General features: G+C 44.0%; 12 protein-coding genes. 5 read left to right on the top strand and 7 right to left on the bottom strand.

From position 1 onward, the window contains the following. Positions 1 to 179 precede the first annotated feature (179 nt). Positions 180 to 1,160 carry an MDR family oxidoreductase gene (locus tag FFR00_RS21295; protein WP_137675430.1) on the bottom strand — a complete coding sequence of 327 codons (981 nt, stop codon included), beginning with the start codon at positions 1,158 to 1,160 and terminating at the stop codon, positions 180 to 182. 249 nt (positions 1,161 to 1,409) lie between these two features. Between FFR00_RS21295 and FFR00_RS21290 the strand changes: the two genes are divergently transcribed. Continuing rightward, complete coding sequence (locus tag FFR00_RS21290; RefSeq protein ID WP_137675429.1) at positions 1,410 to 1,691, top strand: carbohydrate porin; 282 nt, start codon at positions 1,410 to 1,412, stop codon at positions 1,689 to 1,691. A gap of 42 nt (positions 1,692 to 1,733) precedes the next feature. Here FFR00_RS21290 and FFR00_RS21285 read toward each other — a convergent pair whose 3' ends face one another. The 4 genes from FFR00_RS21285 to pdsO all read right to left on the bottom strand — a co-directional run bounded on the left by FFR00_RS21285 (position 1,734) and on the right by pdsO (position 6,023). Next, positions 1,734 to 2,192, bottom strand: a complete 459-nt coding sequence (locus FFR00_RS21285) for a DUF2867 domain-containing protein (protein ID WP_137675428.1) — start codon at positions 2,190 to 2,192, stop codon at positions 1,734 to 1,736. A 159-nt stretch (positions 2,193 to 2,351) separates the two neighbouring features. After that, positions 2,352 to 2,972 carry a class GN sortase gene (locus tag FFR00_RS21280; protein ID WP_137675427.1) on the bottom strand — a complete coding sequence of 207 codons (621 nt, stop codon included), beginning with the start codon at positions 2,970 to 2,972 and terminating at the stop codon, positions 2,352 to 2,354. 85 nt (positions 2,973 to 3,057) lie between these two features. Next, a complete protein-coding gene (locus FFR00_RS21275) occupies positions 3,058 to 5,253 on the bottom strand; it encodes a marine proteobacterial sortase target protein (RefSeq protein WP_137675426.1) in 2,196 nt (731 codons plus the stop codon). A gap of 26 nt (positions 5,254 to 5,279) precedes the next feature. Next, positions 5,280 to 6,023: a sortase-associated OmpA-like protein PdsO gene (gene pdsO / locus FFR00_RS21270; protein ID WP_137675425.1), complete on the bottom strand. Its 744-nt coding sequence runs from the start codon at positions 6,021 to 6,023 to the stop codon at positions 5,280 to 5,282. 229 nt (positions 6,024 to 6,252) lie between these two features. On the opposite strand from pdsO, the gene pdsR reads away from it, so the two are divergent. From pdsR to FFR00_RS21255, 3 genes are all read left to right on the top strand, one after another. Continuing rightward, entirely contained in the window at positions 6,253 to 6,945 is a 693-nt protein-coding gene (gene pdsR / locus FFR00_RS21265; RefSeq protein ID WP_137675424.1) for a proteobacterial dedicated sortase system response regulator, read from the top strand. Continuing rightward, positions 6,945 to 9,110 (top strand): proteobacterial dedicated sortase system histidine kinase, encoded by a 2,166-nt coding sequence (pdsS, locus tag FFR00_RS21260; RefSeq protein ID WP_137675423.1) that lies wholly within the window; start codon positions 6,945 to 6,947, stop codon positions 9,108 to 9,110. The genes pdsR and pdsS overlap by 1 nt, the downstream gene beginning before the upstream one ends. A 96-nt stretch (positions 9,111 to 9,206) precedes the next feature. Then, the gene (locus FFR00_RS21255; protein ID WP_137675422.1) at positions 9,207 to 9,959 is read left to right on the top strand and encodes an ABC transporter substrate-binding protein; all 753 of its coding nucleotides are present in this window, start codon (positions 9,207 to 9,209) and stop codon (positions 9,957 to 9,959) included. 1 nt (position 9,960) lies between these two features. On the opposite strand, the gene FFR00_RS21250 is transcribed toward FFR00_RS21255, so the two are convergent. Then, positions 9,961 to 10,908, bottom strand: a complete 948-nt coding sequence (locus tag FFR00_RS21250) for a DUF808 domain-containing protein (RefSeq protein WP_137675421.1) — start codon at positions 10,906 to 10,908, stop codon at positions 9,961 to 9,963. Between the two features lie 313 nt (positions 10,909 to 11,221). On the opposite strand from FFR00_RS21250, the gene FFR00_RS21830 reads away from it, so the two are divergent. Further along, positions 11,222 to 13,999, top strand: coding sequence for an EAL domain-containing protein (locus tag FFR00_RS21830; RefSeq protein ID WP_201798787.1), 2,778 nt, complete (start codon positions 11,222 to 11,224; stop codon positions 13,997 to 13,999). 58 nt (positions 14,000 to 14,057) lie between these two features. Here the strand turns inward: FFR00_RS21830 and FFR00_RS21240 are convergent, their stop codons facing one another. Next, entirely contained in the window at positions 14,058 to 15,137 is a 1,080-nt protein-coding gene (locus tag FFR00_RS21240; protein ID WP_137675420.1) for a DM13 domain-containing protein, read from the bottom strand. Positions 15,138 to 15,370: the final 233 nt, after the last annotated feature.

Here is a 15,370-nt window from a genome sequence, read left to right as displayed (position 1 = left end):
TCAACTTGGTCTACCACTGCCAATTTAAAGGCAAGAGAATAATTTCGTTGGGTACGTTTACTGGTTGTTTTCATGACACTCTCCAATTTCATGTTGGATATGTGTCAACCTTATTTAGGACGGTACAGCACCAACAAAAAAGCCGACGAGATGCCGGTTTGTTCAGTATTAGTACTTAACTAGAGCTTAATCACTACTCGCCCCGTTACTTGGCCATTGGTAATGGCTTCAGCATATTCTGCCACTTGCTCTAGCTCTACTTCAGTACACGCTTGTTGGTAATAACTTTGTGGCAATAGTTCAGCCAAGCGTTGCCATGCTTTAATTCGTTTTGCTGTTGGGCAACTCACCGAATCAATGCCAAGCAAACTTACATTACGCAATATAAATGGCATTACCGTGGTGGGTAAATCAAAGCCACCCGCTAAGCCGCATGCAGCAACAGCACCGTTATAGTCCATTTGAGCCAATACTTTAGCCAGTACTTTACTGCCTACAGTATCAACAGCACCCGCCCATAGCTGCTTTTCTAAAGCACGTGCAGGCTCTTCAAACTCAGTTCTGTCAATAATACGCGCTGCGCCAAGTTGGCTAAGTAGTTCGCCATTCTGTTCAATACGGCCAGTTACCGCCGCTACTTGGTAACCTAGTTGAGCGAGCAAACAAACCGCTACAGAGCCCACGCCGCCGCTAGCGCCGGTTACCAATATCTCGCCAGATTCAGGCGTAATACCTGCATCAACTAATGCTTGAACACACAACATAGCAGTAAAACCTGCAGTACCAATCATCATGGCTTGCTTACCACTTAAGCCTTCTGGCAGAGGCACTAACCAATCAGCTTTAAGACTAGCTTTTTCCGCCATACCGCCCCAGTGGCCTTCCCCAACTCCCCAGCCAGTTAACACAACTTTATCACCCGCCCCATAACGCGGGTCGTGAGATTGCTCAACAGTGCCAGTTAAATCAATTCCCGGCACCATCGGAAAGTTACGTACGATCTTGCCCTTACCAGTAATGGCTAAGCCGTCTTTATAGTTAAGAGATGAATAGTCTACTTGCACCACCACATCACTTTCAGGTAAATCTGAAACTTCAAGCTGACGAATATTTGAGTGAGTTTGCTTCTCTATTTGATCGAGAACGAGAGCCTTAAACATAGTAATACTCCGAATAGTGTGCGAGTTAATTTAATTAGCTAGAGTGTAGTCTTTCTATCACTATGTATTAAGTGAAATTTTATCATTTGATACATGCACCACATACATAAACTCTAGTTGGCTAATCAAGGTGCCAGTATACGGCGAGTAATAAGTATTTTAGGCTGATTGGTTAAATGCTGTTTGGTTAAGCGAACGCACTTACCACAAGTTTTGCCTAAGCCGAGAGATTGCTTTAATTGCTTATATGTGGCTAAAACCAAAGCTTTGGCGGTAGGTGGTATTGTGTTTAATGACTTACTGAATAACCAAGACGTATTAGGTGTTGGTTACGCCGAAGTGGAACCCATAGAGCGTATTCGCAAACAGCACGGTAATGAGAAATCGATAGAGATTTATTACGATGTTAAAGTCACCAATCGCCGCAGTATTGAGCCGGATATTCAGCATTACCTCACTAAATCGGCAACCAGAAGTGTAAACACCGTGGGAGATACCATATTTGGGCTTCGCTTTAGGTATATGCTGTAGTGTTTAAAACTAAAACCCTAAGATCCTTATCTACTAAGTGACTTAAGCCTCTGCCGCAACCCGAAAAAGCGCATTGCGAGCAATGAGTATATGAAAGGGTAAGATACACTTGAGATAAATACGACCACCAATATTATGAGGGCGTACCCATGTGGCTAAATACACGCCACCGTTATGCGACATGACCGAGACCCGAAAATTCAAATGTTTATCATCGAATCCTGCAATTAGCTCATGACTGTTTTCAATCTCGACGGGGAAAGGCCCAAGCTTATCTTCAGCGTCGGGCCCATCGTTTGATAGGCCGAAGGGTAAAGTAACTACTCTTCGCAATAACAAAAGCACTCGAGCCCAAGGCGGAAAGTGCGTAATTACCTCAGCAGCCCGACGAGGCGGTAAATAAGACGCTACCGAATAGCAATCCAAAAAGTCTTTTGGTTTAACCCGAGCATTCAAAATACTGTCTGGCGGTAGTTTCGTTTCTAAGACTTTGGGGGTCATTGATTAACTCCTGATGCCGTTGTTCAACCCACAAAAGCGAGTTTAAGATTGTTATTTACACTCATCCGCGTATTACTGATTCTTATTGCCTGTTTTATATACTGGCACAAATGCCTCACCTTGTTTGAATGAAATGTTTACTGAATCTGATTCACTACCCTAGATAGCCGTTGGCTTATTCACCAACAACGCTTCAACAATATACCGTTGCTCTGCGCCACCACTGAGTTGATTGAAAGGGTAGCAAGTTATCAACGTTAAACGATTATCATCACTAGGTGCCATAAATTGAGTATCAGATTGATGAGCAATTTGAGTATTCACCACCTGATACAATAATACTTCGCCATCGTTTGCTTCTACTTGTAATAGGTCTCCTTTGTTAACCGCAGCTAAATTGGAAAAATGGGTATCACGATGGCCGGCAATCACGGTGTTTCCCACCTCTCCAATTTTTGCGCCACTAAGCACTAAACCGGGGCCAAAAGCCAAAGTGCGCCCCGACGCTCCTGCCAATACATACACCGAATCGACTTGATGTTTAAAGCCAATGCTTTCAAGTTTGGTCACAAAGCTTAACTTAGCAACAGGATAGGTATCAGCCCAATGCCAAGGTTTATGAGTTTGCTGATCGGCTAGAGTGTTCTGCCAGGCTTGAGCAATTAAAAACTGCGCCAAGTAGGCTTTTGCCTGTATGTACGCGCCGTGTCCAAGCACCAAAATACCGAGGAGGAATAAACTACAAGGCACCGGATGTTTTGCCATAAAGCTAATGCTCATGGTGCTGTCCTTTTTGAATAGTTGGTTTGAATAGCTGAGTAAAAACGAGCATGAGTTATCTGTTCATGCTCTTGCTTGAAATGTGTTAGTGAGCTACTCGGTTTTCATTACTGAGTGTTGATTTGCGCCAACCAAGGCCCAACGCAAGGAGTAACAACAAGCAACCAATGAGAATGTTTAACCGACTTGAAGTCGAGGTTTGCGGCAATATTCCACCAGCTTGCCAGCCTAACGGCATACCGCCATCTATTTGTTTATTAATAGCATCAAACGACAAAGGCTTAGCGGGTGTTAAATCTACCGCCACTAAACTGGTTTGCGAGCTCACCAAATGATATTTAAGCGCCAGCGCTAAGACTTGTTTCTCTACCCGCTCTTGGTTGAGCGAGCTTTTGCTTAACTCTAAGGCAGACATGTATTGGCGGGCCCACAATAAATCTAAACCGGCTGCTGATTGGTTAGCTTGTAAATTTAACCTACGTTGCCAAAATTGCTCACCTATATTGCCGCTCACCACTAGCTGTTGTTGAGAGTGGCTAGGCATTTTAATGCTCACCATTAACGGCTGACCCAGGTACAAATCTGGAATGTTTGCCGGCCAATATTCAGGCACAGTGGCGTCACTAAAGCTCAATTGCACATCGCTGACCACTGGGTGAGAAATTTGCTTAAATAAAGTCGTCACCTTTTGTTTCACTTCATTTTGCTTGCCTATGTAGGTAAAGGTACCTTTACCCAACTCGGCAGCACGCTGCATAAAGTGTGAATTAGGCGCAGAGCCGATACCAATGGTAAACAAGCGATTATTGCCTAATTGGTTAGTGATTAACTCAAACAAGGCAGACTCGTTACTCACAGCTCCGTCGGTGATAAAAATCACCTGGCGAAGTCGCTTGAGCTCTTCCTGCTCCTGGTTAACATCTTTTAGCGCCGCTTGTAAGGCCCCGTACATTTCAGTCCCACCATTGGCTTGCAGCTGGTTAACAAAAGCACGTGCTTGTTTTATATTTTTGCTGCTGGCAGGTACCGATTGAGGCAAAAAATGCCGGTAGTTTGAGTTAAATTCAATTAGGTTAAAATAATCATGCTCGGTTAATCCGCTTAATGCTTCGAGTAAGGCTTCACGAGCTTGAGCCATAGATTCTCCAGACATCGACCCAGAGGTATCAATAACCAGAATAAGCTCCCGCGGTAGGTCAATAATGTCTTCAGCGTTCCCTTGCGGCGGCATTAACATTAGCAAAGCGTAGTCATCTTTAGCTGGCAACGCTGATGTTTGATGGCTCAGTCCAGTTTGCTTGTATACTGCAGCTTCAGGACGAGAACCAATAATAGGTTTCCACTTCAACAAGAAATCACGATTTGCATCGGTATTTAGCAATCTAATATCAATACTACCATCGCTAAGAACTTGCTTAGACACTGGGTGATAAACACTTTGCAAGCTATCTAACTCAAAGCCTGTATTTAAAGAAATGTGTAAACTCGCCTTAAGCGGACTGGTTGATTCACTTTGGCTATATTGGCGAACGCTATGTTGCATCAGCTGCATCATGTGCTCAAAATTGCTGTTGCCATTCGCCGTTTGATACGGCTCTTCCATTAAAGCAGCCAACGACAACGCTTGCGAGTTATCATCCGCCAGGGTTCTTCGCGCTTGGTCGTTGAAAATTTGCGGGGTATAGCGTGGATTTACCACCATAGGGAAACGCAAACTAAACTCGCCATCTTGATAAGCCAACTGTTGCTGATAGCTTATTTTCACCTGCAAGCTTTCATTGGGGCCAAGATTAGCCACCGCCGTGGTAAAAATATTCGGCCTTCGTTGTTCAACTAAGCTGGCTCGTTTACCTTCTTGTTTAGCGGTTTCAAAAGTACGTTTAGCTTGTTTTTTCTCTTGAATCTCCCCTTCTATTTCGCGGTCTCCCACAATTAGATGCATTTGGTCTACGGCAGCATCATTAGGTAACGGAAACATGTAGCGGCCATTAATCCAATCTTGAGTATTATTCTCAAATGTTTGAATAAGCGTCACTCTATTGGTCATACCCGATACCGTCATTTCTACCTTGGTATGTAGCGGTAGTCGCTGTTGACGCTGGCCGTTGCTGTCTATAAACACCAAACTGCCTTGGCTTAGCTCCTGCCCGCTTTCCCTGTTGTCACTGTGCACTGCCGCTTGGCTGGGCGACGCAAAGGCCGCCCACAACACGATAATAGCGCCGCCAAAGGAGACGCTGTGACAAAAACCGCTGGCTAATCGAATGACATCTATTTTCATTAGGCTATCTCCCTTAGCTGTGGTGATTATTGCGCTGCTAACATTCCACGTTCAGACATCAGTTTTAGGGTGACGCGGCGGTCAAAGAAGTTGTTCTCTAAATTGGCCTCTGCTTGAAGCGGTGCGGTATCACCAAAGGCTTTGGAGTATAAACGCGATTCAGCAATGCCTTGATTAACTAAATAGGCTCTTACTTCAGCTAAGCGCTGTTCCGATAAAGCTTGGTTGTAACTTGAATCCCCTTGGCGATCGGCATAGCCGGTTAAATCTAGCTTTAAATCTGGTGCCAGAGACATGGCATAAACTACGTCGTCGAGTTGCTGTTTAAAGTGAGGCTCGATTAACGAAGAGCCGGTTTTAAACTGCACGTTTAACCCAATCGCAAGCTCCTCAAGTTTTTGTTGTTGCGCCATTTTTAGTTGCTCTAATTGGCTATTCACTCGAGCGTGCTGCTGAGTAAGAGACTCTAGCTGTTCACTGCGCTTAGCTAATACCTCAATTTCATCTTGCTGCTGGTGTAATTGCTGCGTTTGAGCCGCTAACTCTTGTTCATCGGCAACCGATTTGCCAATCCAGGTGCCAGTGAAGCCACCAATAAACGCGCCTACAGGGCCGCCAACTATCGCGCCAATGGCAGCACCAGTACCAAAGCCAACCATCTCACTTTTGCCGCTACGTGGTGAAGATGACTCGGAGACTTCGTTAGCAACTGATACAGTTGATAGGCTTAGGCTGCTAATAATGGCTAGGGCAATTAGATGCTTTTTCATGGAGTATTTCCTTCTCGATGGATAATTATGGTTTTGTTGTTAGCTTGGTCTGTCCAAGCCGTTTCGATGGCTTAATTAAACACTGTTGAAATGGCATTAGCGGGCGCTAAAAATGGCAGTTCGCTTATCAAATGTGGCAACAAAATGGCAATTGCGCTGAAGCCACCAAAGCGTGATAAAAATAATGTATAGTCTATGCAAGTCAGTAGCTTAGAACGTAAGTAAAACCATGAAACGAATTGCCATCGTAGAAGACGAAGCGGCCATCCGCGAAAACTACAAAGATGTATTACAGCAACAAGGGTATAGCGTACAGGCCTATGCTAATCGCCCTAGCGCACTCTCCGCTTTTAATACTCGCCTGCCCGACTTGGCCATCATTGATATAGGTTTAGAAGATGAGATAGATGGCGGGTTTTCGTTGTGCCAATCACTGCGCGCTATGTCGAGTACCCTGCCGATTATTTTTCTAACCGCACGCGACAGCGATTTCGATACCGTTTGTGGCCTTAGATTAGGCGCCGACGATTACTTAACAAAAGATATAAGCTTTCCGCATTTAGTGGCTCGCATTGCCGCATTGTTTCGTCGCTCAGAATTACTTGGCGCAGCCCCTTTAGAAGACAACTTACTGGAGCGAGGTCCTTTGGCTATTGATGGCAACCGCATGCAAGTGCTGTGGAACCAACAAACTATAGAGTTAACCGTGACCGAGTTTTGGATGGTACATGCACTGGCTAAACGTCCCGGCCATGTTCGAAGCCGACAAGAACTAATGACCGAGGCGAAAATCTTTGTCGACGACAGCACGATTACCTCTCACGTAAAACGTATTCGTAAAAAGTTTCTAGCCATAGACCCAAATTTTGAGTGTATTGATACGGTGTATGGTATGGGTTATCGATGGGATAGCGTGGCCTAATGCTACCAGTACTGCCAATTGGCCTACGCGCCAAAGTCACCATTCTTTCACTATTTTTATTGTGCTTGCCTTGGTTGGGTTATCAATACGTGTGGGAAATGGAAAAATACCTGCGCTTAGGCCAAGAAAAAACCTTAGAAGGTACCACGCAAGCCTTAGCTACCGCCCTGCACGAACGCCCAACGTTGTTTAATAGCCAAGCCAGCTTTTTAAGCCAAGTACAAAAAGGCCGTGATTTATACGCCTACCCGCTTTCTGGTCCAATTCAACTCGATGGCAAACTAAACGACTGGCACGAGTACCAACATCGCATGTTGCGCTATGGCGACGAGCATGTGATTTATCAAGCTGATCCCGATGCCCCCTTGCAAAGCGAATTTACGCATATGGTGGGTAAATTTGGGCGCTATTTATATGCCTACTTTGAAGTGACCGATCAAGATGTAGTTTACCGCGGCAAAAATACACTGCGCGTAGACAACAATGACCACCTTGCCATCGCGACGCTTGCACCCGATGGCGAGTTTAGGCGCTATGTTGTGGCAACAACAGAAGATGGCTGGATAAATGCTTTTGAATTGCCCCTAGATCCCAGCTTAAACACCCCAGTAAAGCCTGAGGTGAAAATTCAAGGTCAATGGTTAAAAACCAATAAAGGCTACAACATTGAACTGCGAATTCCACTGAGTATGGTGGGCAGTAAACTGGGCTTTTCGATTTACGATGTAAACCGCACACCGAAGCGAGAGTTAGTGTCTATTGTGGGTACGTCGGCCATTGATACGGTTGATCAATTGGGTACTGTACTAGTTCCCTCACCTGAGATAGAAAGCATCATCAAAGGGATGAGCCACAACAGCTCACGCATTTGGGTAGTAGATAAACACGGCCGAGTATTGGCTAAATCAGGTGATATTCGCAGTACCCAAAGTATTTGGGCACGCAGCCTGAGCCGCGATAACAACGATGATTGGTGGAGCCGCTTTACCACCGAGTATTTACACCCACTGTATTATAAAATTCTGACTAAACCACCACAAGATTTTGTCGATTCCCTGCAAGATTCTACTGAGCTAAAAGGCAGCCATATTCAGCAAGCGCTTACCGGCAAACCTGGTTCAACATGGCGCTTAACACCCGACGGGCGTGCCGTGGTGTTAGCTGCTGCCAGCCCGATATGGATTGACGATAAAGTGATGGGCGTGGTGGTAGCGGAAGAGACTACTAACGGTATTCGCACTTTGCGTAACCGCGCACTAGAGCGCTTATTCAATATTATTTTGCTGGTTATGGGGGTTGGCACGCTGTCACTCTTTTTGTTTGCCTCCAGCATTTCTAGCCGAATTAGAAAGCTACGCGACCAAGCAGAAAAAGCCATTGATAGCCAAGGGCGAGTAACTGCCACGTTGCCCGGTTCTAAAGACCGCGATGAAATTGGCGACCTTTCACGCAGCTTCGCCAATATTGTTAGCCGTTTAAGCCAATACACACATTACCTAGAAAACATGTCTTCGCGCTTATCTCATGAACTTCGCACCCCGGTTGCAGTAGTGCGCTCTTCGCTAGAACACTTGAGTTTACAAACACTGGATCAAGATACTCAAAAATACGTAGATAGAGCCCAAGAAGGGGTGAATCGCTTAAACATGATCCTCAACAACATGAGTGAGGCCACTCGTCTTGAGCAAAGTTTATCGCAAGCAGAAACCAGTCGTTTTCCGCTATCTAAAGTTGTGGCCGGCTGCATGCAGGGCTACCAATATACTTATCCTGAACAGGCTTTTGATTGCGATATTACGCCCAACACATTAAACATTGTTGGTGTGCCAGAATACATTGCCCAGCTTATGGACAAGCTCGTCGCCAATGCTATGGAGTTCAGCCTGCCAGACAAACCCATCAAGGTGAGCTTCCAACAGGATAACAAAGATGCGGTACTACTGATTAGCAACCACGGTCCGACTCTGCCGGATAATATGGTAGAGCAAATCTTTGAATCAATGGTGTCAATTCGCAGCCAACAAGCCCAGCAAAAGCCCCACTTAGGTTTAGGTTTGTATATTGCGCGTTTAATTGCAGAGTTTCATGGCGGCCACATTAGCGCTCGCAATTTTACCGACAATAGTGGTGTGGAGTTTTGTGTTCGCCTGCCTTTAGAGCAATAGGCCTAAACACAAGGTAGCGCACATTTAGCACAATTGTCGTGAGCAACGCCGCTCCCTTTCTATACTTAAGCTAATCCATATTAGTTGAGTTTAGACATGCGGCGTTTCCTTTTAGTACTTTCTCTATATTGGGTATGCGGGCAAAGTTACGCAGAGTTACCCAAGCTCAGCTACCTCAGCGAAGATGCCTACCCCATCAATTACCGAAGTAACAACGGCCAAGCGAGTGGGTTTTCGGTTGAGCTACTCAAGCTCATTTGGCAACAATTGGGTGAACCTGAGCACAGCGTGAAAATAATGCCTTGGGATAGAGCCTATTACTTACTCGGGCAAAAACCCAATACAGTGTTGTTTGCTACGGTACATACACCAAAACGTGCCCCTTACTTTAAATGGGTATGTGCTATCGATAACGTGAATATAGTTCTCATGGGCAATAACAAGCGTCATCCAAAGCTCTCCTCACTCAAACAACTCAACCACTTAAAAATTGGCGTATTACGCGCAGACGTAGGAGAACAAATTTTGCTAAACAATGGCATTGAAGACGAAAACCTAATGTTTAGCGACAGCTATCGCCATTTAATTAAGTTGTTGTTAGCTAAGCGGGTTGATTTTATCGCTGGCTCAGAGCAAACCATTAGGCACGCGGCCAAACAAAACAATTACTCATTAAAACACTACGAAGTAAGCTGGGTACTTCAAGAGCAAGAACTTTGCTACGCCTTTAATAATGCTGTCGACGACGCTGTTATTGGGCAGTTTCAACGCGCCTTAGAGGAGGTAAAGCAAGGTAGCGCGTTTAAGCAATTACTCACGCGCTACCAGCAACAAAAACTCAACCATTGAGCTAGTTGGCTTTAATCGACACACTTTTGATAAGGGCAATAACCGACATAACCACACCGCCAGCAACAATGCCTAACAACGCATTGTAAGCAATGGGAGCGCACGCCTCCATAAGTGGAGACAATGCGCCTAAATTGCCAGCCCAGTGTTGAACATGATGAGTCCAATCAACAAACATGGGAATGCCATGGCTTAAAATACCGCCCCCCACTAAAAACATTGCGGCGGTACCCACTACGACTAAAAACTTCATGAGAATAGGCGCAAAACCTAGCAAGCCTTTACCCAATGTTTGTTGCAGTTGGCCGCCGTTATTTTTCTTAGCATGCTCAAGCAAGTATAAGCCAGCGTCATCTAGCTTTACTATGCCCGCCACTAAACCATAAACCCCAATGGTCATCGCAAAGGCAATACCCGATACCACAAGTATCTGGGTTAACAGCGCGGCCTCGTTCACTGTCCCTAACGCAATAACGATAATCTCGGCAGATAAAATAAAATCGGTACGAATGGCACCTTTAATTTTATCCTTTTCAAAAGCCACTAAATCCACAGTGTCATCGGAGTTGGCTTGTAAGCGCTGGAGTTTGTTTTGTTGTTCATTATGAGTATGAGGAAATAACGCATGAAAGACTTTTTCAAAGCCTTCAAAGCATAAAAATAAACCGCCTATAATCAACAATATACTAATTGCCACTGGCAGAAAAACGCTTAAGGCTAAAGCACTTGGCACCAAGATTAATTTATTAGCAAAAGAGCCTTTAGCGACCGCCCACACCACCGGTAATTCGCGGTCAGCTTTAACCCCCGACACCTGTTGGGCGTTAAGCGCTAAATCGTCACCCAACACTCCTGCGGTTTTCTTTGCCGCAACTTTAGTCATTAGCGCAACGTCATCTAACACTGCTGCAATGTCATCAAGCAATGCGATTAAACTTAAACCTGCCATCCTAATCCTTGGAATCGGTAAAAAAGAACTATCCTAACCAAAGCATTGTAGGGCGACTAGTGCTAATTAAAGATAATTTAATCAATTAGATTAATTACTTGGGTTCTACCAGCTAAGCTTTTGTTGAGTATTGTATTAAGTTCACGCTTTAAGGATTGAGAGAGCTTTGAGTGGCTAAATATCGTCATCGGAGTTCGATTTTTGAGCTCATAGTGCTAGCATCAATACAACAAGGAAGGCAGTAATTACCTGTTTTTTTGAGAGTACAGCCAGCAGCTAGTTCTCAAAATTCATTGTTAGGAAGGGAGCCATTTTGCGAGCGATTTCTCTATATTGGAAGTGTCTATTCTTTGGCTTGCTAAGCCTCAATATGTTTAGTGCGAATGCGCAAGCAAACAATAATGTATTAGTGGTTCATTCCTATCACAACGAACACTTTTGGACCGGTTACTTAAAACAGGGCCTAGACAGCTCATTCAAAGATGATGGCAATACCCGCTTGTTTCATGAATACATGGATGCCAAACGTTATCCCAACAGTGATTTCAGGCTAAGCTTTTTAAGCTACCTAGAGACTAAATACGCCAATACCCCTTTAGATGTTATCGTGATTTCTGATGACCCTGCCTTCAACCTTATTAGAAATAATAGAAAACAATTTTTTAGCACAGTACCAATTGTATATTTGGGTATAAACCGCGTAACAGAACAAGTACTGAACGCACCTAATATGACAGGGGTATTTGAAAATCGAGACATTGCTAACACTATTATTAGTATTAAACAACAAACTGGCCAAAATGAATTGGTGCTGGTAATAGATCCTAGCTCAACCGGTTTAGCTAATCTAGCCAAAGCAAAAACGGTGATAGGAAAACCAGGTGCACCCAGTAAAATTCACATTATCGAAACCTTAGCCGAGGATGAAATTGTTGATGTGTTTGCCAATATCAACAGCAACATTCCAGTATTACTGCTAGGCCAACTAACTAGCCCAGCACGAAACAACGCATTATTAAGCTGGAACGAAGGCACCCAACAATTAGCAACCTGGACTAACAACCCTATTTATACTCTTGCTATTACAACGCTGTCACACGGAGCGGTAGGCGCAGATGAACTAGACGGTCGACAACATGCTATGCGCGCGGCCGAGTTAGCTAAGCGTATTATAGCCGGTGAGTCGGTTGATGACATAGAGCCGATTACCCTTGCCCAAAGCCAATGGATATTCAATTGGGAGAAACTACAAGAATATAATTACTCCGAAAAATCTTTACCTAAAGACGCTAAGATCATCAATAAGGAAGAAACCTTTTACCAAAAATACAAATTAATGGTGAGGCTGGTCGTCTCGGCTTTTGTAGTATCTTTACTGATTATTATTTTATTGATGGAGATAATTCGCAGAGGCAGCATCACCCGACAACTACTAGCAGAAAATGAATCCCGTTATCGTGATTTAGCAAAAGCTGGAGCAAATATTTTTTGGGAAACCGATACAGAACAACGCTTTAGTTACCTGTCTGGTGATACTCGACCACTTTATGCTGCAGATGCAACACAACTAATTGGTAAAACCTTATCTGAAATTTGCCGTTCCAAGCCCGAATTAAGCTTTCCTTGGCTTGAATATGAAAACGCGGTCGCCTATACCCAACCTTTAAATAACCTAACCTTTAAAGTTAAGTTACCCAGTAAAGATATAAAGATATTTCTGCTTAATGGTAAGCCGATTTTCGATAGCAGTAATAACTACATTGGTTATCGCGGGATCAGCAAAGAAATTACCGCTGAGCACCTATTGAGTCAAAAGCTCGCCTATCAAGCAACTTATGATTCCCTCACCGGTTTAATTAACCGCGCCAGCTTTAATGAGCAACTCAAGGCTTATGCCCAGCGTCATCAAGAAGAAAGCCAAAATTGTTATTTATGTTTCCTAGATTTAGACCGTTTTAAATTGGTAAACGATACTGCAGGGCATTTAATTGGTGATGCTATGTTGGCCGAAGTAGCCACGGTAATTAGCCAATGCATAAACAAACAAGATCTTATAGGGCGCTTGGGTGGCGACGAATTTGGCATTATTTTAGTCAGTAAAAGCCAAGCTGAAGCGCAAGCCTTATGTGAGTGCATTATTGCTCAGGTAAACGCGTATCGCTTCCATTGGAATAAACGCTTATTCAACGTGGGTGTTAGCATTGGCATGGTGCCGATTACTGGCGCGTTAAATGAAACCGAATTGCTCAGCAAAGCTGATTTATCTTGTTACAAAGCCAAAGAAGAAGGCCGTGGCCGAGTATATATTGCAGATTTGGATAATGATGATTTGTTCGATGAAGCCAAACAAATGGGCTACATCGCAAACGTGGCTCAGGCTATAGAACAAAACCAGTTCTATTTGGTGAAGCAAGTGATTGCCCCACTTGATAAAAACTCCGATTCAAAACACTACGAAATGTTGATTCGTTACCGTGATGAACACGGCAACATCATTCCACCTAACTTGTTTATACCTGCGGCAGAAAAACACAGTGTAATCACCATTATCGACCAATGGGTGCTTGAAACAGTGTTTAAGCGCTACCACCAGTATTTCCCTGATGGCAACACAGTAGTGTCGATAAATTTATCTGGAATTAGTTTAAGCAACGATGAGTTTGTAAATAAAGTCGTTGAATTGGTTAAACACTCTTCCATAAACCCCAAAAACATTTGCTTTGAAATTACCGAAACCGCCGCCATTTCTCAACTCACTAGAGCCTTAGAATTTATGCGAGAAATGAAGGCTTTAGGGATCCGCTTTGCCTTAGATGACTTTGGCAGTGGTGCTTCGTCCTTTGGTTATTTAAAAAGCTTACCGGTGGATTATTTGAAAATTGACGGTAGCTTAATCATTAACATTGTTAGCGAAGCCACCGACCGAGCCATTGTAGAATCAATTAACGCTATTGCTCACATGATGAATATGAAAACCGTGGCTGAGTTTGTTGAAAACCAAGAAATTCAAAATGTATTAGCAGAGATTGGGGTGGATTATGTGCAGGGATATGGCATAGGAAAACCGCAACCTTGCAATCCAATAAACTAAAGCGAGCCATTGGCTCGCTTTAGTTTCTGCTCTAGGTTCAATCTAGTTTAAAAAACGGCTAATTAAACAGCCCATCACCAAAACTCACACTAAAGTCTCGGCACCACACACTAATCCCACCTAGAGCATCCAGTTGACTGGCGCTAGCCAAATTTAAGCTCAGGCTATCGTTATTATAAATTGGCCCATTAATAGTACTACCAATGTTAAAACCGCCTACATTGTAGTTGCTGGTTGGTGCGCCATAAAACAGTACGTCAGGGCCACCACCATCATAATTAAACGTAGTAACCTCTAATGTACAATTATCAACAATTTCTACTCGGCCACTTACGCCATGTGCTTTAGTATCTAAAATTGCTACTTGGCCAACTTTTGGGTGGTCGGCAGCATTACAATTGTAGGTTTGGCTAAGATTAATACTTTCAACATAACTCGCGATATCGGCTAGATCAGCGTTACCCAGCCTCTGCTCACTCCAAAATGGCATATTCCCTTCGACCAAATTAGTAAAGTAGGCGCTACTCGATGGCCCCGAAGTACGTACTTTAGTGGCCACTTGCGCCGCGCTTAAACTAGAGCCATGTAAACTATTGGCTAAGTGACTACCGCTTGCATTATCGCCATGACAAGTAGCACAGGTTTGATTAAACAATTGCTCGCCATTGTTTGAGTCAGCGCCGCTAAAATCACTAATTGCCGCCACTTGATTAAAACTGACTTCATCAGCAACCGAACCATCACTAAAGCTTTGCAAGTATTGCTGTAATGCCCCCCACTGCTCGCTGGTATCGCTATAGGTATTGGCATCCATCCAATCTACCCTACAGTTGTTTACAGCATCAATTAACTCACTAAAGCTGCCGTTATAGAAGGCATTACGATTTACTACATTACGTAATGAGTGAGCCGGACGATGCAATTGCTGGTCATCCAAACCTTGGCTATCTTCGTCAATGGCATGACAAGTACTACAAGAAAACTGATTGCCACCAGCGTCAGCTTGAGTAAACAACTGCTGACCAGTTAAAGACTGAGCTGGAGCGTCACTTCCACCCCCGCCACCGCAGGCGACCAGTATTAGGCTTATAGATATCACCGTTAGCGAATGAAGTTTAGGTAAAAATGGATTAAACATCGGCAGTCCTTTGCTCAGCTTTTTGTTTTAACGTTGTTATTAAACGCTAACAAAGGCTTCTGCAAGCAACAAGCTCAGAACGCAAATGTTATCAAATTGTGATAACTTGACCCGTCCTAAAATAGGTTGACGGTTTTTAGGCCAGCTCCAGTAGCTGGCCTTTTCTATTATGCACCTGATTGGGCGTTTCCATATTTAAACTCAGGTGCGGTCTCATCGTGTTGTATATCGCT

The sequence above is a fragment of the Agarivorans sp. Toyoura001 genome (genome assembly GCF_005405585.1).
Lineage (GTDB): Bacteria > Pseudomonadota > Gammaproteobacteria > Enterobacterales > Celerinatantimonadaceae > Agarivorans.
This window is presented reverse-complemented; position numbering and strand designations above follow the sequence as displayed.

Bases quoted from the DNA above. Each gene is read 5' to 3' on its own strand.
- FFR00_RS21295 (WP_137675430.1), bottom strand. From the start codon at position 1,160: ATGTTTAAGGCTCTCGTTCTCGATCAAATAGAGAAGCAAACTCACTCA.
- FFR00_RS21285 (WP_137675428.1), bottom strand. From the start codon at position 2,192: ATGACCCCCAAAGTCTTAGAAACGAAACTACCGCCAGACAGTATTTTG.
- FFR00_RS21280 (WP_137675427.1), bottom strand. From the start codon at position 2,972: ATGAGCATTAGCTTTATGGCAAAACATCCGGTGCCTTGTAGTTTATTC.
- FFR00_RS21275 (WP_137675426.1), bottom strand. From the start codon at position 5,253: ATGAAAATAGATGTCATTCGATTAGCCAGCGGTTTTTGTCACAGCGTC.
- pdsO (WP_137675425.1), bottom strand. From the start codon at position 6,023: ATGAAAAAGCATCTAATTGCCCTAGCCATTATTAGCAGCCTAAGCCTA.
- pdsR (WP_137675424.1), top strand. From the start codon at position 6,253: ATGAAACGAATTGCCATCGTAGAAGACGAAGCGGCCATCCGCGAAAAC.
- pdsS (WP_137675423.1), top strand. From the start codon at position 6,945: ATGCTACCAGTACTGCCAATTGGCCTACGCGCCAAAGTCACCATTCTT.
- FFR00_RS21255 (WP_137675422.1), top strand. From the start codon at position 9,207: ATGCGGCGTTTCCTTTTAGTACTTTCTCTATATTGGGTATGCGGGCAA.
- FFR00_RS21250 (WP_137675421.1), bottom strand. From the start codon at position 10,908: ATGGCAGGTTTAAGTTTAATCGCATTGCTTGATGACATTGCAGCAGTG.
- FFR00_RS21240 (WP_137675420.1), bottom strand. From the start codon at position 15,137: ATGTTTAATCCATTTTTACCTAAACTTCATTCGCTAACGGTGATATCT.